Annotated in this window: 16 protein-coding genes; all 16 read right to left on the bottom strand. The window is 43.1% G+C overall.

Annotated elements, in window-relative coordinates; translation table 11 throughout:
- Positions 1-29 precede the first annotated feature (29 nt).
- Positions 30-1,973 carry a hypothetical protein gene (locus FNH22_RS08390; RefSeq protein ID WP_185154128.1) on the bottom strand — a complete coding sequence of 648 codons (1,944 nt, stop codon included), beginning with the start codon at positions 1,971-1,973 and terminating at the stop codon, positions 30-32.
- Positions 1,974-2,027: 54 nt separating this feature from the next.
- Positions 2,028-4,436, bottom strand: coding sequence for a T9SS type A sorting domain-containing protein (locus FNH22_RS08385; protein WP_143397904.1), 2,409 nt, complete (start codon positions 4,434-4,436; stop codon positions 2,028-2,030).
- Between the two features lie 142 nt (positions 4,437-4,578).
- The gene (locus tag FNH22_RS08380; protein WP_185154127.1) at positions 4,579-7,017 is read right to left on the bottom strand and encodes a T9SS type A sorting domain-containing protein; all 2,439 of its coding nucleotides are present in this window, start codon (positions 7,015-7,017) and stop codon (positions 4,579-4,581) included.
- 167 nt (positions 7,018-7,184) lie between these two features.
- Positions 7,185-9,095: a glucosamine-6-phosphate deaminase gene (nagB, locus tag FNH22_RS08375; RefSeq protein WP_143397902.1), complete on the bottom strand. Its 1,911-nt coding sequence runs from the start codon at positions 9,093-9,095 to the stop codon at positions 7,185-7,187.
- A gap of 30 nt (positions 9,096-9,125) precedes the next feature.
- Complete coding sequence (locus FNH22_RS08370) at positions 9,126-10,112, bottom strand: glycoside hydrolase family 130 protein (RefSeq protein WP_143397901.1); 987 nt, start codon at positions 10,110-10,112, stop codon at positions 9,126-9,128.
- Positions 10,113-10,114: 2 nt separating this feature from the next.
- Positions 10,115-11,425 carry an MFS transporter gene (locus FNH22_RS08365; RefSeq protein WP_221420240.1) on the bottom strand — a complete coding sequence of 437 codons (1,311 nt, stop codon included), beginning with the start codon at positions 11,423-11,425 and terminating at the stop codon, positions 10,115-10,117.
- A 96-nt stretch (positions 11,426-11,521) separates the two neighbouring features.
- On the bottom strand, positions 11,522-13,747 hold the full coding sequence (locus tag FNH22_RS08360; protein WP_143397900.1) for a GH92 family glycosyl hydrolase: 2,226 nt from the start codon (positions 13,745-13,747) through the stop codon (positions 11,522-11,524).
- A gap of 222 nt (positions 13,748-13,969) precedes the next feature.
- On the bottom strand, positions 13,970-15,163 hold the full coding sequence (locus FNH22_RS08355) for a CaiB/BaiF CoA-transferase family protein (protein ID WP_143397899.1): 1,194 nt from the start codon (positions 15,161-15,163) through the stop codon (positions 13,970-13,972).
- Positions 15,164-15,166: 3 nt separating this feature from the next.
- Positions 15,167-15,940: an enoyl-CoA hydratase/isomerase family protein gene (locus tag FNH22_RS08350; RefSeq protein ID WP_143397898.1), complete on the bottom strand. Its 774-nt coding sequence runs from the start codon at positions 15,938-15,940 to the stop codon at positions 15,167-15,169.
- On the bottom strand, positions 15,930-17,084 hold the full coding sequence (locus FNH22_RS08345; RefSeq protein ID WP_143397897.1) for an ABC transporter substrate-binding protein: 1,155 nt from the start codon (positions 17,082-17,084) through the stop codon (positions 15,930-15,932). Before FNH22_RS08345 ends, FNH22_RS08350 begins: the two co-directional genes overlap by 11 nt.
- A 62-nt stretch (positions 17,085-17,146) precedes the next feature.
- Positions 17,147-20,773 carry a glycosyl hydrolase-related protein gene (locus FNH22_RS08340; RefSeq protein WP_143397896.1) on the bottom strand — a complete coding sequence of 1,209 codons (3,627 nt, stop codon included), beginning with the start codon at positions 20,771-20,773 and terminating at the stop codon, positions 17,147-17,149.
- A 650-nt stretch (positions 20,774-21,423) separates the two neighbouring features.
- Complete coding sequence (locus FNH22_RS08335; RefSeq protein ID WP_143397895.1) at positions 21,424-21,810, bottom strand: type II toxin-antitoxin system VapC family toxin; 387 nt, start codon at positions 21,808-21,810, stop codon at positions 21,424-21,426.
- Positions 21,792-21,998 carry a hypothetical protein gene (locus FNH22_RS08330; protein ID WP_143397894.1) on the bottom strand — a complete coding sequence of 69 codons (207 nt, stop codon included), beginning with the start codon at positions 21,996-21,998 and terminating at the stop codon, positions 21,792-21,794. Before FNH22_RS08330 ends, FNH22_RS08335 begins: the two co-directional genes overlap by 19 nt.
- A gap of 416 nt (positions 21,999-22,414) precedes the next feature.
- Positions 22,415-22,849 (bottom strand): hypothetical protein, encoded by a 435-nt coding sequence (locus FNH22_RS08325; RefSeq protein ID WP_143397893.1) that lies wholly within the window; start codon positions 22,847-22,849, stop codon positions 22,415-22,417.
- Positions 22,850-23,528: 679 nt separating this feature from the next.
- A complete protein-coding gene (locus FNH22_RS08320; protein ID WP_143397892.1) occupies positions 23,529-24,542 on the bottom strand; it encodes a LamG-like jellyroll fold domain-containing protein in 1,014 nt (337 codons plus the stop codon).
- Between the two features lie 193 nt (positions 24,543-24,735).
- The gene (locus FNH22_RS08315; RefSeq protein WP_143397891.1) at positions 24,736-25,800 is read right to left on the bottom strand and encodes a lactonase family protein; all 1,065 of its coding nucleotides are present in this window, start codon (positions 25,798-25,800) and stop codon (positions 24,736-24,738) included.
- Between the last annotated feature and the right edge of the window lie 18 nt (positions 25,801-25,818).

Raw genomic sequence — 25,818 nt, 5'->3', positions numbered from 1 at the left:
ATTTCCGGATATACAAATAGTTTTCACTTTCATTGCCAATAAACTTTCTGGGTTGTCCCCTTACTTTTACTGCCATCTTTGGCCACCGAAACCACTTCAATGATCGCGTATGTTTTGCTTGCACCTTTTTGTAATGCCGGCAAGTAATAGTCAGTACTGTGGGTTTGTCCAAGCCATGTTTTGCTTTTGTCGGGGTTTACCTGGTAAATATTATGGTGATGACCATTTTTATCACTTTCAATGTGAAGGTATACTTCTGCTTTATCACCTTTTATGAATGATTCACAGGAAATCGTTGGTCTCGCAATTTTGGTATGAGTACCTGCACGCACAGCCAGCTGTCCGATATGAATAAAGTCACCAACGTTGCCTTGTGTTTTTATCCCGATCTTCACTATTCTTTCAGATGTGTGGTCAAGAGTTTTAAAGGAGAATAACTGCCATTTTTCGGTCACCTCAACAGCATGATCTTTACTCGTTCCATTCGCAAAATTTACCGTCAGTTTTAATTTTCCTTTTCCCTTAGCCACCAGTTCGATCTTTTCATTCCCTTGCAAATCAAAATTGGTTTTATACAATGGAACAAAAACCTCTTCATCTTTTTGCTTAAAATCGAATCGAAGACAGGAGCCTCCGTTGTAGCTTTCATTAAAGTCAAAAGCTGCAGCGAGTTTTGTGGTATCTACCTGCCATTGCCATGTGGGTAATATGTCCTGGTTGCTCAGGTTATGCCACTCAGCATCAGAAAGACGTTTTCCCTTTTCATTGTAAAACCTGCCCAGGCCATAATTAAAATTCGTAACAAATGGCAACTCACTGAGGACGGACCGGGCAGGAAAATACCTGGCAAATCCTTTCCATTCTTTGGATCGCCATGCCGGAACATCTTCATCCAGTACGGTCCCGTTCCAAAATTTTTGTTCTTCTAAATAGACTGATTCCGGCTGTTTGTCTTGTGCTATGTTGAACGTGGAACTTGGCCAGTAAAGACCTATCGACGTTGTATAGGGTTTATCGTTTTTGTAAAGACCTTTCCAGTTGACAGGGGATTTATAGCTCCTTTGTTGTACATCGATCCCTGAATACAGTTCCCACGGACTCCTGCCAAGGTCCCTGGCCCGTTGATGTGAATCCTCCTGTTGTGTGGTACTCCAGCCAAAATCAATGAATAAAATATCTGACAATTTTTGATCATTCTTTTGCCAATAGCCTGAATTGTGATGATTCAACTCATCCTGCCAGATCACTCTTCCGTCTTCAATCATGGCATCATACCACATCACTTTAAACCTCCCTTTGGATCTCTGCTGATAATAAGCCAGGAAGGCTTGCATGTTCAGCGCATCAGTCTCATTCAAACCCTTAGTCTCCTGATTAATGAACCAACCTTCAAACCCATAGTATCCGGCCACCTCAATCATTTTATCTGCTACAGGGAAATTTCCCTGTTCATCTTTCCGGAGAAATTCTCTGACCCATTCTTCTTTCCCTCCATAGGCATTTGGGGGGAAGAACACTGTCCCCAACACTTTCACACCGTTTCGATGTGCCGCATCCACCCAAGGAACAGCCGGGGTTACGATCAATCCTTCTCCGGCAGAACCTCCCCATTGCACGAAATAATCGATGTATTGCCAAAACGGAAAAGCATATTCTTCTACGGTTTGAAAACCCTGAGAAGGGTGCTTAGAAGTTGAACGATATGTGGGAACAAGAGAAACTATGGATGGCTCTGCGCTTAATTCAGGTCGAAGCTGGGTACTGGAATCGACAAAACGTGCCTTTAACGCCACATGGCTAACATTAAATTTCGCATGAGGGTCCTTTTCCGGATTCCATTGAAGGAATTCATTGATAAACCAATAGGAGGAATAAGGTTGATTAGCCTCGTACGTAGGTTGTGCAATACTACTTGATAAAAAAAGAAGAAATGTCAAAGTTGTACCTACTACACTACGGAGTACAATATACATTTTAGATAGGTGTGTTTTATGGAACATTTCGTAGTTCAACTTTGGCATTTTGTGCTATTCTAATACTATCGTTCGATTCACTTGTTTATCCGATTGAACAAAACGCAAGAGATAAATATCCTTACCGGAAGATGTTATTTTGCTTAAATCAAGTGTGATCTTATCGCCGGTAATTACACGGGTTTGTTCATATACTTTATTGCCTAAAGGAGAATACAGCGCCAAAGACACCGGAGTGTTATTATTTCGAAATTGAATCTGTAAGCGTCCTTCCGTAGGATTGGGATAAATTTTAATTCGATCCTGCAAATCTTCCGAATCGATTGAGGTCACTACTCCGGCAGTTGTAAAGCTAAATACATCACTTTGTGTTGTTCCTAAAAAGTTTACAGCATCCACTCTCCAATAGTAGGTTGTACTACCTTTTAATTCCATAGTTTCCAATTGAGTGGCTGTCACAGTGTTTAGTAAATCACCTTCTTCAATAGCATCGCTCTCGCTTAGATATACGTTAAAAGAGGTAGCATTTTTTGTGAAACCCCAATCCAGAGTAACGTCTGTAGCCACATCAACCGATTCATTTTGTGGCCTGGTAAGCCTTGGTTTCGAGGGCAATCCACCTATTTCATCAATTCCAAATACTTCGAATTCTGTCATGCCTATATTAGGCCCGACTGATGTCAAAACCCTAAATTCAACCGAGTTGGTTTTTATATCAGAAAAATCTAACTCCAAACCAGAACCATCACCTGGTATTGATTCGATGTTCATTGTAGTACCTTCTCCGAACTCAAGAACGCCTGATAAAATGTCTTCATTACTGGCACGGTCATATAGTACTACTTTTTTGATGGTAACTTCGTTATCCCAGGTGAGTTTTGCCCATGGTGTTGATTCCCCATTTGATGCCCATTCTCCTATACCGCTTCGTCCTATAATACCATCAGTCAATTTGGTTCCTGAAAAGTCTGAATTAAATTCGGTAGAAACAGTTACTGTAGCTGCAGGCGCAATATTTGGATCTTGAGTAGTGTAAGACCAGATAGCTCCTGTAGTGGTTCCGGTCGAGTTAACACTATTAATTTGCCAGTAATAGGTGGTCAAAGGTTCGATATCTTCAGGAGTATAACTCAGGCCCGTTTGATTAGCCATGAATGGGGGTGGATTTTCTTTGCCAAAATATACGTCATAAGATATTGCACCAGCCCCGGCATCCCAGGTTAGTGTTGCATCTGTCCGAACGTCCTCAGTTGCCATATCAGCAGGAAATGGATTAGCTACTGCCCCGGGAAGAGGAGTTGTCACTTCGGTTGTATATGACCATGTATCTCCGGTTACTTCACCGGTACTGTTTTTCTCATCTACCCGCCAATAGTAGGTTGTGTTGTTTACCAGAGTACCCGGATCATAAGTAGATGCAATGGATTCTCCTTTTAGATCGCCACTGGAAAGCGTAGGTGTTGTTCCAAAATATACCGAGTGGACAGCATCATAAGTTCCTCCTGTCCAAGTCAGGTCTGCATCTACGCTTACTTCGGTTGCGCCATCCGCTGGCAGTGGGTTTGAAGCTTTTTCTATTGCAGGTGGTAGTATATCAAAAACTTCATTAATTGCGGTGGCATAATCTTTCAGGGTACCCGCTGATTCACAATTTCTTACATCAACATCTACCCAAACAAACCCACCCGAAATGTCACTTTTGAAGTTGGTGAATTTTTGTTTCATTTGTGCGGGACTGTCTCCTGAGCCACAGCCAGCGCCATTTTTTGACCATAGGCCGTGTATCATTTTCAGATCTCCAAAAGATGGATTCCATGTTGACGGTTGATTATTAGATCCTCCGGCATAACCTTGGAGATAAACTCTGTCAATTGCCCCGGGTCGTGCCGCTTCCGTATCGGTGTATACCTGACCCCAGACATCTTGTACTGTGTAAGGGACTAATGTTACTTTGAAACCTATATCTGCCAACATAATGCTTAAGGCGGTCATTGATGCAGCGTCATAGTGATCTTCATCGTCATAGTTTATGGCATCTACCCCTAATTCATTCTTTACAGTGGTAAAGGCCTTGTAAAGGATACTCTCGGGACCAGTGCCTTCTCTGTCGATGATTGTGTTAATATTTTTAAAATCATCTCTGTTATAAGCTGATATACAGAGCTCTACCCTATCTATGGATGAGGGGAATTGTTTCAACCTTGCCACTTTAGCTCCCCATTCAGGGTCACCAATATAGTTTCCATCACTATCTGTAAAGTCTACACCTCCATCACTCAGTTTACCATTCGCATCTACATGAATAGTCCAGAGGATCACCGTATTAAATCCCGATGCCCGAAGTTCATCTATTTCCTCATTAGTCTGTCGCACGAAAGGTCCTCCTACATAAACGGCAGAGACCTGCGCATGAAGCTGAAAGGCCATAAGAAGACTAGCAATAATTGTTATAAGTGTTTTCATTATTAATAGGGTTTCATCTAACTTCTATTTCTCGGATATAAAATAAATTGATACCAGCAATAATCAATTGTTTTTTAGCAGGCAGAGCATGAATGCTCATACAAAATGTCTGATGATGCCTGACGTTCTTATATATTTATCATTATTCTAACATTATTTTTCTGTTGATCTGCTTGCCGGATTGAGTAAAACGCAAGAAGTAAATCCCCTTATATTCAGATGCTATTCTGCTCAAGTCAAGGGTTATTTTATGGTCAACAATTGTTCTATTCTGTTCAAGTATTTTATTGCCTAATGGAGCATATACTAGTAAGGATATTGGAGCATTATTATTCTGAAATTCAATAGCTAAAACTCCTGTTGTAGGGTTTGGGTAAATTTGAATTGCATCCGTAAGATCTTCAGCATCGATAGACGTTACTGTATTCTCTTCTATGGTCGTAAAACTGAATACATCGCTTTCTATTGTAGCCAAAAAATTCATAGCATCCACCCTCCAGTGATAAGTGGTATTGGCTTTCAATCCGGTGACGTCTAATTCTGTTGCGGTCACCTCTTCTAACAGATCATTTTCCGTAATGGTACTGCTCTCACTCAGGTACACTTTGAACGTAGTGGCATTTTTCGTAAACCCCCAATCCAAGGTAATGTCCTTATCAATATCGACCGATTCGTTCCTTGGTCTGGTAAGTCTGGGTTTTGAAGGCGATCCACCTATAAGGTCTAACCCAAATACTTCAAATTCTGACATGCCTACGTTGGGCCCTTCACCAGCCGTTACTCTAAATTCAACAGAAGTAGTATTTTTTTCAGGGAAATTCACTTCCAGCGCCGAACCATTATTTGGTAACGCACCTACCATCACTGTGCTTCCATCTCCAAATTCAAGAATACCGGCATCGATCCTTTCTGCACCACTGGGACGGTCGTAAAGCACCACTTTCTTTATACTCACTTCATTGTCCCACGTAAGTTTTGCTGTTGGTGTTTGTTCTCCGGAGGAAGCCCATTCCCCTATACCGTTGGCAGCCACTCCTGAAATCCCGTCCACAAGTTTACTCCCCGAGAAATTCGAATTAAACTCTGAAGACACCGTTACCGTTGCAATAGGAGCAATATTAGGCTCCTGAACGGTATAAGACCAGATCTCACCTGTAGTTGTTCCGGTAGAGTTTACACTGTTTACCTGCCAATAGTAAGTTGTCAGGGGTTGAAGATCAGCTGGCGCATAACTTGTGGCACTTTGATTTCCAATGAATGGCGGCGGATTTTCTGTTCCAAAATACACATCATAAGAAACCGCATTAGCACCAGCCTCCCAACTCAACGGCGTAGTTGCTCTTATGCCTGTCGCCATGTTGGCAGGAACCGGACTTGTGCTTGCTCCTGGAAGAGGTGTGGTCACTTCTGTTGTAAAAGACCATGTATCTCCCTCTAACTCACCTGTACTGTTTTTTTCGTCAACACGCCAGTAGTAAACGGTATTATTTACAAGCGTTCCCGGGTCATAAAAAGAAGCTGTAAGCTCTCCTTTCAGATCACTATCAGTCAGGCTGGGATCGGTTCCAAAATATAGAACGTGTGTCGCATCATAAGTTCCTGCCGTCCAACTTAAATCGCCATCCACGCTGATCTCGGTGGCTTGATGAACAGGTGTCGGGTCAGACGCTTTGGACAATGCAGGTGCAGGAATATTAAAAGCTCTGTTAATGGCATTTGCATAGTCTCGTGCCGTTGCCATTTCGCTACACCTTAGAATGTCTTCAAACAGCCAGATAAATCCACCATCAATACCTGCAGCGGCATCCCAATCTTTCATCCGGGTTTCCATGCTTTGAGGGCTGTCTCCCGAGGCACAACTCGCATTGTAGCTCCACAAACCTGGCGTTACTTCGATCCCAAACAGGTTATTCCAGTCTGCCGGATTGTTTCCCGAACCGCCAGCATACGCTTGTAAATACACTTTATCAACGCTTCCTGCCTGGTAAGCTTCCAATTCATCATATACCGGTTGCCAATAAAGCGTTCCACGGGTATACGGTGCAAAAGTGATCTTGTACCCAAGGTCAATGAGCATTTTTGAAAATGCCACCGTAGTTGGCACATCGTAATTACTTTCATCATCGTTATTGATCGCTGTTATTGGAAGGATCTCCTTTAATTTGGCAAAGTTTTTATACAATGTACTTGTCGGCCCGGTTCCCTCTGCATTAACAAGTGCTTCGATGTTTTCCCAATCCGGAACCTGGGCGGACCCCACCGACAATTCGATCCGCTCTACGGAGGTGGGGGCCTCTAACAACTTGTGTACACTCGCAGGCCAATCTGCTCTCCCTGCATATTCACCATCTTCCGCAATAAGACCATCATTCAATATCAGATCACCGGTAGGTCCAATGTGAACACTCCATAACACCACCGTGTTAAAGCCGGAAGACCGTATAATGTCTGAATTCTCGTCAATGTCATGATATAGCGCTCCTCCGCTAAAAACCATGTTACTCTGGCCTGATGCAGCAGACCAGAGTAAGACGGCCCCTAACGCGACTATCATCCATTTTAATCTGTAATTCTGTTTCATCTTTTGTTGGGTTTGATTTTTGATCTGCCTGGTCAGCTGGTACCAGCCTATGTTTGGATTTGTTTTAAGTAAGTAGGGTGAAACAGAGCGCATATTTGCCGGTCTATACCATCTTATAAAGTAAGTTTTGTTAAAGAAATCCAGCATGCATACGACTCCGGGACTCTTCATAACTGACCCCGTTTAAAAGCTTCAATTGCCTCATATTCTGCCAGGCCCAGCTTATGGTATTCTTCCGCTGTCGCTCGATTTCTCTGCTCAGACCTTTGCCAGAATTCTCTGTTATCTGTACCGGGAAATAAGGGACGGTCCTTCTGAGATTGGTGCTTAAAAATACCCCTGCGTTTCTTAAGTAACTCGTCCGGGCTGAGAGGTACTGCCATTTCAATCTGATCAATCTCCCATTCCTGCCAGGCTCCGCGATAAAGCCATATCCAGCAATCTTTCATCCAGGCTTCCTGTTTTAATTCTTCAAGGGCCCTGAAAATAATATCCAGGCACACTCTATGGGTTCCGTGCGGATCGGAGAGATCACCGGCAGCAAAAATCTGCTGTGGTTTGATCTCCTGAAGTAGATCGGTAGTGATCCTGATATCTTTTACCGTGGGTGGGCTCTTTTTGACCAGTCCTGTTTCATAAAATGGCAGCTCTAAGTGATGCACGTTCCCATCCGGTATTCCCACATACCGGCAAGTGGATTTGGCCTCTATTTTTCTTATTAGCCCCTTTATAAACCGCACCTCTTTTGTATCAATTTCACCGGGTTTTTTATGATGAAGGTCTTCAGTAACCTCTTCATAAAACTTCGTTGATTTTTCCTTATCTCCCAGGTGAAAAGCGAGAGAATACTCTTTGGCAAACTCAGCAAAATCGGCAACATCTTCATCGAATACGGCAATGTTACCGGATGTTTGATAGGCCACGTGTACATCATGTCCCTGATCTTGTAACCGGATAAAGGTGCCTCCCATTGAAATAATATCATCATCAGGGTGAGGACTGAAGATCACCACACGTTTCTTTGAAGGTTCAGCGCGCTCCGGCCGGTTAGTATCATCTGCCAGAGGTTTTCCTCCTGGCCAGCCCGTGATCGTGTGCTGGATCTTGTTGAAAATGTGAATATTAATATCGTAGGCCTTTCCGTGCTGATGTATCAGATCCGCGAGCCCATGATCAATATAATCCCTGTCTGTCAGCTTGAGAATGGGTTTGTTCACCTTTTCACAAAGCAGTATCACTGCCTTTTTCATCATCTGGTCGTCCCAAACAACTTGCTCGAATAGCCATGGCTCCAGAGACCGGGTCAATTTTGCACTGGCTACCTGGTCAATGACGAACGCTGTATTCGAATGCTGTTGCAGGAAAGTAGCAGGTACGTTCGTGCTCACCTCCTCTTCAACAGACCTTTTTATGATCAAACTTTTACCTTCCCCCCACGCCATGATAATGATCCTTTTCGCTTTCATGATGGTCCCTACACCCATGGTGATGGCTTTAATGGGTACATTCTCCTCTCCGAAAAAATCACTGGCTGCATCCATCTTGGTAATGTGGTCCAGGGTGATCATTCTTGTGGGGCTATTGATCGATGATCCGGGCTCGTTAAAGCCAATATGCCCGGTCCGTCCAATACCTAAAAGCTGAAGATCAAGGCCACCAAGCGCCTCTATTTTTGCCTCATAATCCTTACAATATTGGGCAACTTTGTCGACCGGAAGCGTACCGTCAGGAATATGTACATTTTCAGGTTTGATATCGACATGATCGAAAAGATATTCATGCATGAACCTGTAATAGCTCTGTAAAGCGTCGGGAGGTATGGGATAGTATTCGTCAAGATTGAAGGTCACCACGTGTTGGAAACTCAAGGCTTCTTCTTTGTGTAGCCTGATCAGTTCGGTATAAACGCCTTTCGGTGAGGAACCTGTAGCTAATCCCAGTACACATTGCTGCCCTTCTTTTTCTTTGGATATGATCAAGTCCGCAATTTCCCGGGCCGTTTTAACGGAGGCTTCCGTGGCATCCTGAAATATTGCCAGGGGTATTTTTTCAAATTTGTTGAAGGAAGTCCGGATCATTGTTTTAAGTGTTTATGGATAGAATCCTCGCTAAATAGAATTCGATTTAATAAATGAAATGATCTCTGACCGATAGCCAAAAGCTACAGCCACTACCGTATCTGCAGCGCCATAATAAACGGCGATCTTGTCATCATCTGCCAGGGCAGCACATGGAAATACGACGTTAGGCACATCTCCGGTAAGCTCATATAGTTCTGCCGGAGCTAATAAATAGGGCTGGGTACGGTACAATACTTTATCCGGGCGCTCCAAATCTAACAAGGCTGCTCCCATGGAATATCGATACCCATTCGCTGTATTGATCACTCCATGGTAGAACATCAGCCAGCCATCTTCCGTACGAATGGGCACGGAACCGGCCCCGATTTTAGTGCATTGCCACGCGCTCTGTTCAAAGGGGGTCACTTTCATTACACATCGGTGTTCTCCCCAATACTTCATATCCGGGCTATAGCTGATGAAAATATCTCCGAAAGGTGTATGCCCGTTATCACTTGGCCGGCTTAGCATGGCATATTTTCCATTGATCTTCTCAGGGAAAAGCACTCCATTTCTATTGAATGGAAGAAAAGCATTTTCACACATGTGAAAAGTCTCAAAGTCGAAGGTATAGGCCACACCGATGGTCGGACCATGGAAGCCGTTGCACCAGGTAATCCAGTAACGGTCTTCGATGAATGTAACACGTGGGTCGTACTTGTAATCAGAGGAAATCATTTCAGTATTTCCCGGCACCATTTCTATAGGCTCATGATTGATTTTCCAGTGGATAGCATCCTCACTGAAACCAGCGTAAATATTCATCTGAACTGCCCTGTTGTCGCAACGAAATACACCTGCAAAACCATCTCCGAACGGCACGACTGCACTGTTAAAAATACTGTTGGAGGTCGGTATATCATACCTTCCGATGATGGGGTTGGCAGAATAACGCCACATTACTTCCGATGAACCGAGTGGTCGCTCCTCCCAGGGTATTTTTACCAGATTACTCGTTGTTACCAGATCATTCATTTTCAAATTTCTTTAGTTTCTAATTGCTTCATTTTTTGTATTTCACGATTGTCAGGGTGAGCAAATGGCACAAACCACGCTGCCAATAGTGAAGGAAGAGTAGCGATCAATACCCAAATGAAAAAGTTTTTATATCCTAACCAATCGCTTAAATACCCGCTGATCATTGCGGGTAACATAAACCCCAGATTCATAATGCCGGAGGCAAAGGCATAGTGTGCCATTTTGTATTTTCCGGGGGCAACTTGCTGCATCATAAAAAGGATCAGTCCCACGAACCCAAACCCATAACCGAAGTAATCCGTCACAGCGGCAAGCCCAATGAGGTAAATATTTTCAGGCTGGAAAATGGCTAGTGCAGCATACCCTAAAAAAGGGAGGTTAAGACAGCAGCACATAATGAATAAGGTTTTCTTCAAACCTCTGGCTGCAATGACATAACCGGCCAGTAACGAACCGATAACGAAAGCAGCAGCCCCAAACACACCATAAACCAACCCTATATCAGAGGTAGTTAACCCTAAGCCACCTTCGGACAGAGGCGCTTTGAAAAAAAGTTGTACTATTTTGATGGCAAACCCTTCGGCAAATCGATACAGTAAGATAAACCCAATATAGACCCAGGCATATTTCTTGTTAAAGAACCCTTTTAAAACCTCTAAAAGAGTGTTAACTCCTTCACGGAAAGTCTGTACACCTTCAGCCGTTTTTCCTGAAGGCAACATACGACCGTGATAAAAGCCGATACTTAACATAAGTACCCCGAAAGCACCTATTACAATGGTCCAGGCTTGTGTTACTCCCAGCGCATCTTCTAATTGACCGGCTATATAGATGAATGCACCCCCTACTAAAATCTTAGCCAGATTATAAGCCGCTCCCTGCCATCCAATGTATTTGGCCTGGTCCTGGGCGTTCAATACGTCCATGTAAAGGCCGTCAGTAGCTATGTCATGCGTAGAGCCACTGAGCGCTACCACGGCTAACAGTCCGATAGCGTAGGCAAAGAAATCCGGAAGTTGTAAGGAAAAAGCTATCAGCGCAAAGACCACTCCTGTGATGACCTGCGTGATCACCACAAAGTATTTCTTGGTCCGAAACATTTCAAGAATTGGACTCCAGAGCGGTTTTAAGGTCCACGGCATCATAATGACCGATGTCCAAAAAGCGATCTTCGTATCGGTGATACCCATATTCTTGAACATCAATGTAGAAGCCTGTGCTATGGCAATAAAAGGAAGCCCCATAGCAAAATAGACCGTGGGAATCCAAAAACCCGGATGGAGGGAACTATTTCTCGTTTTAGTGTTCAAATTCTTTTGTATGTTTCTTCAAAATTTCATGCCGCATTTTGCCCGTATCATCTGCGTTGTTATCATTAGAAATTAAAAAGGATGTTTTCATGTTTGCTATTTTTTAATTTCTAAAACCCCTCCCTTTGTAAGCTCATGATGATCGATAAAAAAGCCGTTTACTGACCGTCCGTCTTTTTTAATCGAACTGATATATTCCCTTTGTCCGGATTTACGGATGATCAGCTGCTTACCTTCGTAATAGTTTTTATCCAGGTCTATGATAATCTCATCAAATACCGGTTCGGAGATCGCAAAGTCCATATCGCCCGGGCAAACGGGATAAAGCCCCATCATTGCGAAAGCAGCCCATGCAGAGAGTGTACCGCAGTCGTCATTCCCCGGCAGTCCGTCGGAAGTGTTTTTATAATAAGTATCCAGCAGTGTGTTCACCTCTTTCTGTGTCCGCCATTCTTCTCCGCGCACATAATTAAACAGCCAGGGGTAGTGAATATCAGGCTCATTGGCCATATCGAAAAGGCCTTCATCGAATACCCGCTGAAGCGTAGAAGTGAACTTTCTTTTTCCTCCGAAAAGCCTTACCAAACCTTGTATATCGTGCGGAACACCAAAAGTATATTGCCATGCGGTACCTTCATGAAATCCCGGAGAGGGTTCGAAATTAACTCCTTGCTTTGGATCAAAATCAGCATAGAACGTACGATCTGCCAGCCGTGGGCGGATCATATTGAATTCTTCATGATCAAAATATTCCTTATAGCGCAACGACTGTCGATGAAAGCGCTTGTGATCTTCTTCTTTCCCCAGGGAACGGGCGAACTGGCCCAGGTTCCAGTCGGCAATGTAGTATTCCAGTGCATGTGAGACAGAATTATCGAATTCTTTTTCATAAGGCACATATCCTTTATCCAGGTAAAAATCAATATCCGGCCGGAGTTTGTTTTCTGCACCACGGGTGGTGGCTGATTTTATCATGGCCTCATAAGTGAGCTCTACATCAAAATCCCTCAATCCTCTGAAATAGCTATCCACGATTACGGGAATAGCGGGGTCTCCTTCCATGACCAGTGTTTCAGCGCTGTTAAGCTCCCACTTGGGCAACCAGCCGCTTTCTCTATACATTTGAACCATAGAGCGCACCATATCCAGTTGCTGCCCAGGATAGACCAGGCTCATAAAAGGATGAAAGTTTCGATAGGTGTCCCAAAGCGAAAAAACAGTATATCTATCCCCATTTTCGGTCTTCCCTACTTTGAACGACTCCATCATTGGATATTCACCGTTAATATCGTTGATCACATTGGGGTGGATCTGCATATGGTATAATGCAGTATAAAACACGGTTTTCTGGTCTTCCGTACCTCCTTTGACAGATACCTTTGAGAGAGCTTTCTCCCAATCGGATTGCGCCTTTTTTAACGTGTTGTCAAAATCAAACCCAGGTATTTCGGTATTCAGGTTTTGCCTGGCATTATTTATACTTACATAAGAAACTCCCACTTTCACCAGGACTTCCTCGTCCGCTTCTGTATGAAAGCTCATAAAAGCTCCAATACTATCACCTGATACCATGGATTGGTAATCAAGATAATATTTGAACGCTCCACTGGTGGAAGACCATGATCGCTCGGCAGTCATTTCAGGCATTTTTTTCCAGGCCCCCATTTCTTCAGCGGCTTTACTGAACTGCGCCACAAAGTATACCGGACGTTCGGTACCATCATTGTAACAAAAGGTACCGGTCATTCGGTGACCTTCAATTTCTTTTCTATTTACGATCCTTATTGACCCACCTGTTTCGTTGGTAAGCCCATTGCCTAAATCAATCAGTATATTGGATTTTCCCTTCGGAAAGGTGAATTTGCTAAGTCCGGCCCGTTGTGTGGCAGTTACCTCAGTAAGTATATCATACTTGACAAGCGAAGTACTGTAATACCCCGGAGATGCCTTTTGCTCTGCCATTTTCGATCCATATTCCCTCGGGTTGGCGGTCATGTTGCCCGTGGTAGGCATGACCAAAATAACCCCCAGGTCGGGGCAACCCACACCACTCAGATTGACATGAGAGTAACCTGTGAAATACTCATTCTCCAATGAATAAGGCGTTGACCACCACCGTTTATCTTTATCCCACGTATTTGCCTCAGAGCCTGTAACATTAAAGGGTACCACAGAAGCCATTCCTTGAGGTACGAGAGCTCCGGGGTTCGTTGCTCCGAAATTAGAAGTACCAATGAAAGGATTGACATAATCCAGTTTACTTTGGGCAAAACCATTCAGACATAATACGCCCGATAAAGCCACCAGTATATGTCTGATCATTGTATTCATCTAATGATAAGTTGTGCAGGAGTCGGTGCGTATTTCTTCATAGTTCTGTGGTATCTGAATTCAATTACTTCCCATATAATATCAGGGGCTTAAGTTGAAAGTCTATTAAACGAATATAACTAAATCGGTTTAGTTTCAAAACCAAAATTACTCTTACTTACTTTTCACATGGCTAAACTATGTTTCTATAGATATTACCCGGGGAAACTCAACCTAAGTCAATTCTTTTGACAAAAAATGTTCAACCTGCTGATCATCATAATTGCAAAACTCTTTAAGAATTTCTGCAGCATGCTCATTAAGTAACGGCGCCGGCCTGGAAATCCGCTGTGGTGTATCGCTGAAGGATACGGGAAAACCAGTGGTCTTCACCGGTCCTATGGTTGGATGCTCGTACTCCAGGATCATATTGTTGTGCTTGATCTGAGGGTCTTCGACCATCTCCTCAAAAGTATTTACCTGTGAGCACCAGATATCCTCTTCCAGTAAAATAATCAGCCATTCTTCGGTTGTTTTTTGGCGGAAAACTTCTTCAAAGTCCTTTCGGATCTCATCGCGGTTTTCAATGATATTATTCGAATCATACTCTTCCGAATCGTACTTGGCAAAGTTAAGTGCGCGTGCTAACCTTCTAACAGAATTCATCCCTACGGACACATATCCATCTCGTGTATGATAGATACCATAGGGTGCTCCTAACCAAGGGTTGGGGATCCCGCTTTCGCTACGCTCCGGGTTACTTCCTTTGTGCAGAAAAGCGGTAACTTCCTGCACGTGAAACCCTACGGCTGAATTCAATAAGTTGGCTTCAATTTTTTGACCTTTTCCCGTTTTTTCTCTTGAATAAATGGCCGCAAGCACAGATTGTACAATAAACAGGCTGGTAAGTAAATCGGCCTGACCTACTGCTGTGGCTATAGGAATATCCCCTTTCTTTCCATTCAAAGCGGCACTTCCTGATATCGACTGGGCCATCAGATCTTGTCCGGGACGTTTGAGGTATGGCCCGGACGCGCCGTAACCGGAGCTGGAACAATAAACAAGTCTTGGATTGAGGGGTTTCATCTCTGCATACCCCAATTCCAGCCTTTCCATCACACCCGGGCGAAAATTCTCGATCAGAATATCCGACTTTTTAATGATCCCGATGGCTATCTTACTTTGCTCCGGATCTTTGAGGTCAAGGGCAATGCTGCGTTTGTTCCTGTTAAAGCTGACAAATGAAATACTCTCTCCTTCAGGATAAAGATTGCCATAAGAGTAGTGTCTCATCCAATCACCTTTTACAGGTTCGATCTTGATCACCTCCGCCCCCATGTCACTGAGCATTTGAGTAGCAAAAGGTCCCTGTGCCAATTGTGAAAAATCAGCAATCACTAATCCTTTTAACGGGCCATTTTTTTCCATGTGCTAACTTTTAGTTTTTGAAATAAATGCTTCTATCGCCTGTTGTGCCTCTTCTGTCAAAAAAAGTTGTTCCACAGTGCGTCCTTCATCGTTAATGCGGTCCTGAAAGGGGGTGTTTGTCAAACTTAATTGGGCGAGTCGCTTCAACTGGGTAATGGACTGAGCCGATCTCCTGGTCAGCTTTTTGGCAAAGGTTTGAACTTCCTCATCAAAATTTTCATCTTCAAAAACACGGTTTACGATCCCCCAACCATATAGCTCCATAGCCGTATATTGTCCACCGGTAAAAAGCATTTCTTTCGCACGGTTAATCCCTACTTTTTGCGTCAGACGCTGTGTCCCTCCACCTCCGGGGATCAGACTCAGGTGGACCTCAGGCAATCCCATTTTCGAGCGGTTTGAGGCCAGGATCAAATCACAGCACAAGGCTATTTCACATCCGCCGCCTAAGGCAAAACCGTCAACCGCTGCGATCCAGGGCTTGGAAGATTGCTCTATAGATTCATAGAGTTTTTTTCCATTTTCCTGGAAGGACCTGAACTCTTCAGGTGTTTGGCTGCCATATTCTTTAATGTCAGCACCTGCCATAAAGGCGCGACCTTTTCCTTTTATTACCGCAACTTTGACTTGTTCATTCAAATTGATCTCCTCAATACCCGTGACAATCTCTCCCATCATCTTTCTATTCATGGCATTGAGTTGATCCGGGCGATTGAACACCAGGAATGCCAGGTCTTCTTCCATGAGAATTTCGATATGTTCGTAACTACCCGACATGTTGTAATATGGTTTTGTACAGTTCGTTTAGCTGTTTGATCAAAGTGTCCGAGGGTTGATTTTTGATTAATCCTTCATGCAAGAGATCCGCTCCCTGTTCCTGAAAATTATTCCATCCGGGATGTTGTGGCCGGACATAGGCTTTTTCAAGTGTCGCCAATGTATCACGGAAGAAGTTATGACACAGGGCGTTACCTTGCTCACTTTCCCAGGCCTTTAGGCTTCCCGGCTGTCCGGCATGCTGTAAATAGGCTCCTTCCTGGTTCTCCGGATGGGCCACATAGTTCGCAAAATCAACAGCCTCTTTTGTAGCTTCGCAATGCGCTGAAACTGCCAGTCCCACGCCTCCAAGAATGGTTGAAATATCTTGTTGAGGATTTTGAGGGCTGTTTGCAAAATGCACCAGTTTCGAGGCGTAGCCTTCACGCGAGTAATTGGAATATCCAAATAAATAAGGAGAATAAATGATCTCATCCTCATCACTCATCCGGTCTAAGATCTGTATCGGATTCCAATGGATCGAATCGGGATGAAGGTATTCCAAATGGAATTTTAACTCGTCCAAAGCAATGATCCCTGCCTTTTCGTTCACCTTAAAATCGCGGATAAAATCACGCCCCGCAGACTGTGCACAGAGCGTCAGGAAGGAACACCATAAGTCGGTCGGGCAAAGGGGCCATGCCACTGCATGTCCTGTTGGCACAAGGGTGTAAAAATGCTTAAGTTCAGCCCAGGTTTCCGGGAAAGTAAGCTGATGTCGCTCTAACAGGTCCTTACGATAAGCAGCTACCAGGGCCGCCGCATCAATCGGCAAAGCATACAGATGATCATCGAAAAAGTACGATTGAAAACCCGGTCCAACAGACTGTTTGGAGTGCTCGTTCAACAGATAGGATGAAAGGTAGGGCTTCAGGTCACGCAATAACTTGTTTTCATGCGCCTGTCCCATGTAAGGATGGTCTATGGTGAGAAGATCATAACGTTCTATCAGGTCTTCAATAGGCATATCGCCGAACTCCTTGAGGGAGCGTACGTCCCACTTTATCTGAACTGCCGGGTTCAGCTCCGAATATTTTTCAGAAAGTTTTATCAACGGTTCATACCCCCTGGGATGGTCCCATGCTATTCCTCTCAATTCAATCATTTACGTTCCTTTTTGAATAGTATTATCGTTTTCCAGCCTGGCTCAACAATCCATCACTGCTTTCATTTCACATCCAATATCACCGTCTCGATGGCATATTTCCCCAGACTCAGTTGTTTCACTTCTTTTGGCTCTTCTTCAATGATGTTGGTTTGAAACATACGGTCGTATTCAAAATAAGAGTTGATATTCACGTTTGTACTCTCCCCTTCCCTATTGTAAAGTCGAAATACCACATCATCCGAATCTTCCGCTTTTTTGATCGCAGAAACGATCACGTCCTTTCCTTGTGCGGTAAAAAAGCTTTCTTCGTCTGACAAGTTCGCTTTGGATGATTTATCCGGGTTATAGACCACAAAAAGCGGTTCATTAAACTGCTCCGCCACGAGCCCCCCCGACCGGTCACCTGCCGGCGCGGAAGTCACTATGTGGGAATAACTATGGCTCCCTTCCTGCGAATACAGGTTGCCTTCCCAGTGGCAAGACTTTCGGCTGGCCAATAGCAAGTGCTGGAGCACCGCCCGGTCATTCTCTTTGGTTGGGTCTATCCAATCTGCCGCAGCTACCGAAGAGCTGAGCGTGACCGTCATATCTCCATCAGAAGCTGAGATCCAATCCATAATGGCACGAGGATGCACGTCTTTACAAAGTGGCGTGTAGCGCTCACCAGCCGTATGGATTTCATCACGCCCGACTTGTACGGAGCCAAATGGCACATCATAGGTGATCGTAGCATTTTTCATATTCACCGGATAGGCAGTGCGGAACTCACGGTAGAGCTCTCCGTTCCAGTTCAGTAGTTTGTTGTCAAATTGAACACGCTTCAGTTTGTGATAAATGGTGATGTCCTGCTGTGCTATGGCATGTAATATTTGCTGTTTGATCCGATAGGTGGTAAAGACACTCCCGTTTTCGATTATTTCCACTTTAGGCGCATGGATACTCACCTTGTCAAAGTCGTTCATGAAAGGTTGCTGAATATCACCAAATTCTCCTGCTCCGTTGCCCACGGACTCTAATGTGAATATCTCACCGGTTTTAAAATCATTCGTAAGGAACAGGTTTTTCTTCAAATCTTTGTCGTAGACCTGTGAAAGTCCACCTTCCGTAAAAGTTAGCTGGTAGTAAGGGTTTTCGTAGGAAGCTTCTTTGGCAAGATCATTCAGTCCATTAGAACCAGGCGTCGAGTGGTGCAGGTAAAAAGTCTTATACCCCACAGAAGGTACTTTTTCAGCAATGAACGTCAGCTTCGCCTTGTTAATGAACCCATCGCCGTACGTTGTAAGGTCTGAAACTTGTGAAGTCAACTCCCTTCCGCCTGCATCTTTTATCGAGATGCTTTTAGTCACGCCTTGCGGAAGGTCGATGTCTATGGTGACAGGGTCCGTTCGTTCCCATGACAAGCTATTGAAAATCACGACCGGGATGCCTTTATCTTCTTTAGTGTTCACCCGGCTGGATAGAAAGGTGAGCGCTTTGTCAAGCAGCTGTTGCCCCTGCACCCTGGAACTAACAAACTTCGATTCAAACAAGCCATCCGTGATGTCTCCGTCATGCCCGCCCCAACCGTGGTCAGGATATACTTTGTCCTGCCATGCCTGGTCCAATGCAGCTGTCGGGTAAGGCATTTTCGATTTATCTAAAAGATAAGATGCGGTAGAGAACTTTTCCGCGGCAGTAAGTAGTTTGGAACCTTCTCTACTGGCAGTGAGTGCGGTATGGTGCGTTGGTCCATGGATATACACCCATACATTAGGCCGTTCTCCCACAATGGTATCCACCAAATCAACGTTTTGGGCGGCTAATGGCATGAACTCGTCCACTGTCATCAGCTCCATATCCGGTAAGTAGATCTTTTTCTTCTTTTTCTTAGCGTCTTTAATACTTTCCTTTTCGTTCCACGCTTCTATGAACTCCGAGTAATCAATGGCCGGCAGCATGTCCTGGCTGGACAATAATGGCGTATAATGGTCTTTTTCTTCAGAATACTGCCCCCACCATACCACCTGCTCGGCGCCATACCTGAGCTGGTTCCCACGGTCCTGGGATAGGTGGATCAGGTCTGTCCCGTAATGCCCGGGAGAATAGGTAAAAACAGAACTACCGTCCGGGCTTCCCCAATGAAAGAAGCTCTTGGCATGCCGGCTGATGATCATGTAATCCACACCCGCTTTTTTCAATATCTGTGGCATCTGCAACGTTTTACCAGGTACATCCACGTTCCAGTAAACCTTTGAGTCATATCCGTCAAAAGTGCTTTTAAGCCATCTCTTTCCAACGTAAAGCTGGCGCACCAGGTCTTCACCACTGTACATATCTTCATAAGGGCAGTTATAGGTAGCACCTATGGACAAAAGTTGTCTTTTCAGCAATTCACTTATCTTGTCTTTCGCATCCGGGTGCCGGTCCATATACTCGCGTAGCATAAGGGCATCCTCCACATCAAAACCATAATCCGCACGCTCAAATGCATCCTTCAAAACGGGTGTAAGCAGCAAGGTATCCCGCATGATAATACATACTTCGGGTCGGTCTACCCAGGCAATGTCCTGGTGGCTGGAGTTCATGATGGAAACCTTGCTTTTGGCATATTTCGCATCAAAAAAGTTGGTATAGGTTTCAAAATGCTTCGGCCGGTAAAACTTGCTGAATGTCATTGACCAGTCGCTGGAAGCATGTGAATGCACATGATAGACAAACTCTCCGATCACTTCCGACTGGTTAATATCTTTGGAAGGGTCTTCAACCTTCAGGTAAAATACGTCCCCTTCAAAGTGGATGGCAAAGGACTTTTGTGGCGCTGCGATCTTTACAGAGGCTTTCGCCAATTCCCCCTGAACTTTAAAAATGGCTTCTTCGCTCTTTTTCTTATCACTAACCAATTGTACTGACTTTCCGGCCATGCGCAGTGGAGCATCAATGAGCAGCATATCATTGAACTGACGGATCCGGAAGGAAACCTCCTGAGTGGCCGACTTAGCCAGTTGAGCAACTGCATCCGGCACTTTGAAGATCATAAACCAGGAATTACTTCCTTTATGATGCCCGTAAACAGAGATCTTAGCCTGGGTTCCGTTCTTAACTATGCTTTTTGGAACGGTTAGCCTCAATGCACCAACACCGTCACCATTCCCATCTCTTTTGACTAAAATGTACTCTATTTTTCCGTTTCCAGGATTTTCAAGGACTTCCATCGTACCATCTTCCCTGGCACGGAAAGTAAGTAATGCCCTGTCATTCACTTTGACATCGTAGGGCTGGCGCTTGTTGAGATCAACATCCGAATAAAAGAAGAAGGTAACATGATTCCCTTTATAGTCTTCCGGAACTTTTCCGGTCATGAATTCAAATCCATTTTTACCCGTGGTAGCCCTGGAGATCATTGCATCCCTATGGTCGTCCCGAAGAGAGGGATAATCGTATTCTCCCCCGCTTAGCTTAGCGGCATAGCCTTCTACATCTCCCTTACATTGTTGGTAAAGCCTGTAATTGGTGTTGATGGTGTGGATGTGATTGTTACTGGCCCCTTCGTGAGCAAAGGAATTACCGGAACATGCCAGAAGCATAAAAAGTACAAAAAACTTTTTCATAGGTCTGTTAATAAGACCTTCCAAAATCGCTTTAAATGAAGAATATTGCAGGTTGAGGCTATTACCAACCTGGCCGCTACCAGAGAATTTATGCTCCATGACCTTAACAGGGTGTTTGATTTATTATCAAATATAGCTAACTAAATCGTTTTAGTTATTATATTTCAGCAAATTAAAATTTAATTAGTTTTTGTACCACTAGCATGTTTTTCGGTTTAACCGAAGAGATGGGGGCTGCTCATGCTGTATTGGAAGCATAATGTATTGACTTGATGATCAGATCATTGTGGATATACTAACCGGCAAAGTACTGCTTCTGGTGAGGTTGACATAACTTTCTCAAGGAATAATTTACAATTAGTTAAAAAATGCTGGCTCTTTCGTTGCTTAACACTTCTTAATCCATAGCGTAGATGGGTTAGGTAGGGCTTTGTGTTCGAGTACATCTTTATCAGTACTTTCCGTAATTTTTCGTATTCATGGTCCATCCCGGCCGGAGGCCTGGTTAATAGCCGTCACTCGGAAACCCAAGGACTGAGAGATAATCCATCCTGGCCGGAGGCCTATTTTGTAATTGTCACTTGGAAACCCGAGCAACTGAGAGAGACCGAGTTAAGTGAAGCGCAATCCTCCCCGAGTACCAGAAACATTCTGCTAAACAATACCTTGCCATAAGGTAGTTATGTGCTTTTCTTAACAAGCAACGGTCTGAGGTTTGTGAACCCGAAAATGGCTTCCAGCCTTGAACACTATTTATAAAGACGGAGCCCTTTTATGTATTTAAAATCTTTTTGATTTAACGTGTATAGAGGTATGTTTTCCTCTAATGCGGTAGCGGCTATCAGGCCATCCGGTAAGCTTAGTTTGTGGCTTAAAGCATATTGCTCCATTAATGCTATAAAACGTTCTCCAATAGCCGGAGTTATATGCTTAACATGAAGGTGGTCAATGTCCCTACGAATAAGCTTTAACTCATTCTTATTCAAGGCTCCATACAATAACTCACCCATTGTAATGATGCTCAATGCTATATTAGACTGGCCTATTGTTTGAAGGATATTAAGTATGACTGGATTTTCTTTGTAAAACTCGATGATAATATTTGTGTCGCACAGTATTAGTTGTCCCTCTTCCATGCTTGCTCACGAAGTTGATCTCCGGTTACATTTCTATCTTTCCACAAACCTGCTGATTCGAAAAAATTATAGTCTTTTGATATACTTCGTGAAGAACGTTGCACTTCAATAAAATCAAACTGTTTTATCAATTCTAAGAAAAAACTAATTTTACTGTCATCTTTTACCATTAATGTGATCTTTTGCATACCCCCTCCTATTTAGTGATACAAAAATATTTATTGAGCAAATAACACCTCAGAAATAAAGAGATCATGTTCTTTGAATATGTACACATATTTGTAAAGATAACGTTTTTATTTGCTCCTCAGTCGCTAGTATGTTCAAAAAAGTGTAACAATCGCTTGCCCCTTGAGCAAGTATTAGGTGTTACTCAGATCGGTTTACATTAAGATGCTTAGGATAGAATTAGAAAAGGTTATCAATATGTTGTTCAAGAATAATTCAAGTATATTAATTAAATAAGGGCTGCTGACACAGCATCGGAAATATAAAAAGGGAACAGTTTTTAAGATATCTGGCTTACTATACGCTTGCAAAAGCGGATATCTCTACCGGCCCTTCCATGGTCTTTTCGTATTCATAATTTACCCCGGCCGGAGGCCTATTTTATAGTTGTCACTCGGAAATCCAAGCGACTGAATGAGGTAACATGATTCCCTTTATAGTCTTCCGGAACTTTTCCGGTCATGAATTCAAATCCATTTTTACCCGTGGTAGCCCTGGAGATCATTGCATCCCTATGGTCGTCCCGAAGAGAGGGATAATCATATTCTCCCCCACTCAACTTATTGGCATAGCCTTCTACATCTCCTTTGCATTGTTGATAGAGCTTGTAGTTGGTGTTGATCGTGTGAATATGATTGTTACTGGCCCCTTCGTGAGCGAAGGAATTACCGTAAAATGCTAGAAGTATAAAAAGTGCAAAAAACTTTTTCATCGATACATTGATGAGACCTTCGGAAGTCGCTTTAAATAAAGAATATTGCGGGTTGAGGCTGTTACTAACCTGGCCGCTACCAGAGAATTTATGCTCCATGACCTTAACAGGGTGTTTGATTTGTTATCAAATATAGCTAACTAAATCGTTTTAGTTATTATATTTCAGCAAATTAAAATTTAATTAGTTTTTGTAACATAAGTATATTTTTCCATTTAACGGAAGAGGTAGAACCTGCTCATGCCGTATTAGAAGCATAATATATTGGTAAAAAGATGGTCAGGGTATTGTGGATATATTCACCCGTACAGTACCCCTCCTGGCCAGGCAACCGAAACTTTCTCAAGGAATAATGGACGGTTCCTCTGAAAAATGCCAGTGCTAGTTCTTTCGTTGCTTAATACTTATTGATATGTGGTGTAAACGTGTAAAGAAAGGGTTTTGTGTTCAGGTAAATCTTTATAAGTATTTTTATTAATTTTTCGTATTCGTAACCCACCCCGGCCGGAGGCCTATTTAATAGTTGTCACTCGGAAACCCAAGCGACTGAGTAAGGCCTATTCAACAGTCGTCACCCAAAGTCCGAGTAACCAAATGCGCTTTGGTGACCGTAGACAATGTATTACATCTCCCTTTGGCCATGGGCTTTTATGAGTATAAAAAGTTCCTTACGAACTAAAAGCAATGCCAGACCTTCAAAAAAACCACCCTACCTAGTAGATAGAGTGGTTTACAAATATGCCATTGATTATAAGTCAATTCATGGAACCGGTAGCAATCATTGTTCTTGCCATGTAACACCAGCTACATCAACCTTATAGGTTTTTGTCTCATCCGTAAGTACTTTCCCCAGGTTGGCATTAAGTGGAAAATAAAGCTTTAAGTTGGGGTGATCAAAAGGAGGTTCTAAGAAATCACTCAAATTATCATTGATTTCCTCCTCTGTTCTTTCGACATCCCAAAAACGTACATCGATTATATTACCATTGGTATACCTTCCATCTTTGAATACGCTATTACCAATTCTAAAAAAAGAACCTGCAGGATCCGGATTCATAGGTAAGGGTGAATCGAATTCAAGTAGCTTGACACCATCAATATATAGTTTCATGTTTTGATTGTTGTATGTAGCCGCAATATGGACCCACTCATTCAATGGAATAATATAATCCGGGACATCAGGCTCAACAAAGAAAGGTGCTTCTGGTCCTACTCCAATAATAAAATCTACGACTCCCGTGTTGGCAAAAGGCGTTGTGAAATATCGAATAGCCCAACCTGACGTATTTAACCCGGAAACTTGGTTTAAGGTACCAACCATATCAGCTACAATTTGATCCGCATCATAACTTTGCAATCTAACTCTAAATTCTGCTGTAAATTCATCGGGTGACAGTGCTGCATCAGGCACGGTTGACAGCATTTCTGAAGCCAGGTTCGAAAATAATGGAATAGCCTCCTGGACAAGGCTAACTTCAAACTCTTTGAGTGCAAATTCTAGTACGAGTAGTGCACTTTCAATACGAATATCAGCAGTCGCACGATCAAAAATATCCTGAGCCTTGGCGATCTCTTCTTCAAGTTGAGCAATTGCCCCAGGGAAATAATCTCCGGGAAGAGACCCTTCCTGCGAATTAGCTGCCAACTGACGGGCCTCTTCGACCTCAGTTTCCCACTGCGCTACGAGATTGGAATCTAAGTTTACAGACCCTGAATCATCATCACCACAAGAGGTGAAAGTCAGAAACGAACCTATAAATAGTCCAAATAATAGTAAAGCTTTCGTTTTCATAATCTTTATAATTTAAGTATTTCTATATTCCTCAATGGATGAGTTAGGCCTCTTCTGATTCAATAAAGATTTGTAATGTCGTCTTATAAAATAAGAGGCTTAATAAATACAGTTTTTGTAACTTTTCTAGTTGAAAATAAATTTTTGTCATTTTTTTAATACCTGTCCAAATGGTACTATTTAGTGCTCAAGGTTATTTTCCAAATAATACACAACTCGGGGTTTTTATCTCCTCATTTACACTGATTTGAGATAATCTTCCTGATGTTTGATGAATACGGAATACAATAAGGTTATCAGAGTCTTGATTAGCACAAATTAACCAGTTCCCATCAGGATCTATATTCATATCTCTCGGCGTCTTTCCTCCCGAAGAAACAAAGCCTATCAAAACTATTTTTTCACTGATTTTATCGAAGGATAAGATTGTGATCCCATTATACTCCCGGTTGGAAACATATATAAATCTTCCATTCGGATGCATCCTTATTGCCGCACCGCTTGGCACCCCTTTGAAATCTTTAGGAAGTGTAGCCACTGATTCTAAACATTCAAATTTTCCGTTGCTTTTCTTATAACTATGGATTTTCGCATCTAATTCAGAGAAAACAAAAATGTATTCCCCCGATGGGCTTATTACCATATGTCTTGGGCCTGCACCAGTGTCAACCTGAATATTCTCCTCCGGTTGCTCTTTGATCCAATCGTCTGTGAACCTATAAGATTTCACCATGTCTGTTCCCAGATCAACCGCGTAAAACTGACCTATATCATTCGGACAGACAAAATGAACATGTGGAGCTTCCTGACGTATTTTATTTGGCCCGTTACCCTTATGAGTTACATTATGAATATAGGGCTCAATGCAACCCTCAGACGTGATAGGGTAAACAAGTATGTTACCAGACATATATGCTCCTACGATCAAATGATTCCCTGACTTTGAAGGTGACAAATGACACGCAAATGACCCTGGCAGTTCCTGCTTATTGATTAATTCCAAATGCCGATCTTCGGAGGCTTCACCTATTCGATAGGAACAAACCTTTGGCCATTCTTCAATTGGATTTTCCTCTAAAGCAAATAAAATTTTACAATCCGATGAAATGTTCAGATAACTAGGATTAGTAGCCGGGATGCAATCAGAGTATCGAATTGAACCATCAGATGGATTAAAGTCTAACACATATATACCGTCTCCCTTTCCCACTAACTCCTCAGTTATCTGCTTGGTATAACAACCGATGTATAACTTCATAGGTACGATCGTTGATTC

It is taken from the genome of Fulvivirga sp. M361 (assembly GCF_007097395.1).
Taxonomy (GTDB): Bacteria; Bacteroidota; Bacteroidia; order Cytophagales; family Cyclobacteriaceae; genus Fulvivirga.
This window is presented reverse-complemented; position numbering and strand designations above follow the sequence as displayed.

What these genes read in the sequence shown, in the direction of transcription:
- FNH22_RS08320 (WP_143397892.1), bottom strand. Translation starts at nt 24,542, where the DNA reads ATGAAAACGAAAGCTTTACTATTATTTGGACTATTTATAGGTTCGTTT.
- nagB (WP_143397902.1), bottom strand. Translation starts at nt 9,095, where the DNA reads ATGATCCGGACTTCCTTCAACAAATTTGAAAAAATACCCCTGGCAATA.
- FNH22_RS08355 (WP_143397899.1), bottom strand. Translation starts at nt 15,163, where the DNA reads ATGGAAAAAAATGGCCCGTTAAAAGGATTAGTGATTGCTGATTTTTCA.
- FNH22_RS08370 (WP_143397901.1), bottom strand. Translation starts at nt 10,112, where the DNA reads ATGAATGATCTGGTAACAACGAGTAATCTGGTAAAAATACCCTGGGAG.
- FNH22_RS08345 (WP_143397897.1), bottom strand. Translation starts at nt 17,084, where the DNA reads ATGATTGAATTGAGAGGAATAGCATGGGACCATCCCAGGGGGTATGAA.
- FNH22_RS08325 (WP_143397893.1), bottom strand. Translation starts at nt 22,849, where the DNA reads ATGGAGCATAAATTCTCTGGTAGCGGCCAGGTTAGTAACAGCCTCAAC.
- FNH22_RS08360 (WP_143397900.1), bottom strand. Translation starts at nt 13,747, where the DNA reads ATGATCAGACATATACTGGTGGCTTTATCGGGCGTATTATGTCTGAAT.
- FNH22_RS08340 (WP_143397896.1), bottom strand. Translation starts at nt 20,773, where the DNA reads ATGGAGCATAAATTCTCTGGTAGCGGCCAGGTTGGTAATAGCCTCAAC.
- FNH22_RS08330 (WP_143397894.1), bottom strand. Translation starts at nt 21,998, where the DNA reads ATGCAAAAGATCACATTAATGGTAAAAGATGACAGTAAAATTAGTTTT.
- FNH22_RS08335 (WP_143397895.1), bottom strand. Translation starts at nt 21,810, where the DNA reads ATGGAAGAGGGACAACTAATACTGTGCGACACAAATATTATCATCGAG.
- FNH22_RS08380 (WP_185154127.1), bottom strand. Translation starts at nt 7,017, where the DNA reads ATGAAACAGAATTACAGATTAAAATGGATGATAGTCGCGTTAGGGGCC.
- FNH22_RS08315 (WP_143397891.1), bottom strand. Translation starts at nt 25,800, where the DNA reads ATGAAGTTATACATCGGTTGTTATACCAAGCAGATAACTGAGGAGTTA.
- FNH22_RS08350 (WP_143397898.1), bottom strand. Translation starts at nt 15,940, where the DNA reads ATGTCGGGTAGTTACGAACATATCGAAATTCTCATGGAAGAAGACCTG.
- FNH22_RS08390 (WP_185154128.1), bottom strand. Translation starts at nt 1,973, where the DNA reads ATGTATATTGTACTCCGTAGTGTAGTAGGTACAACTTTGACATTTCTT.
- FNH22_RS08385 (WP_143397904.1), bottom strand. Translation starts at nt 4,436, where the DNA reads ATGAAAACACTTATAACAATTATTGCTAGTCTTCTTATGGCCTTTCAG.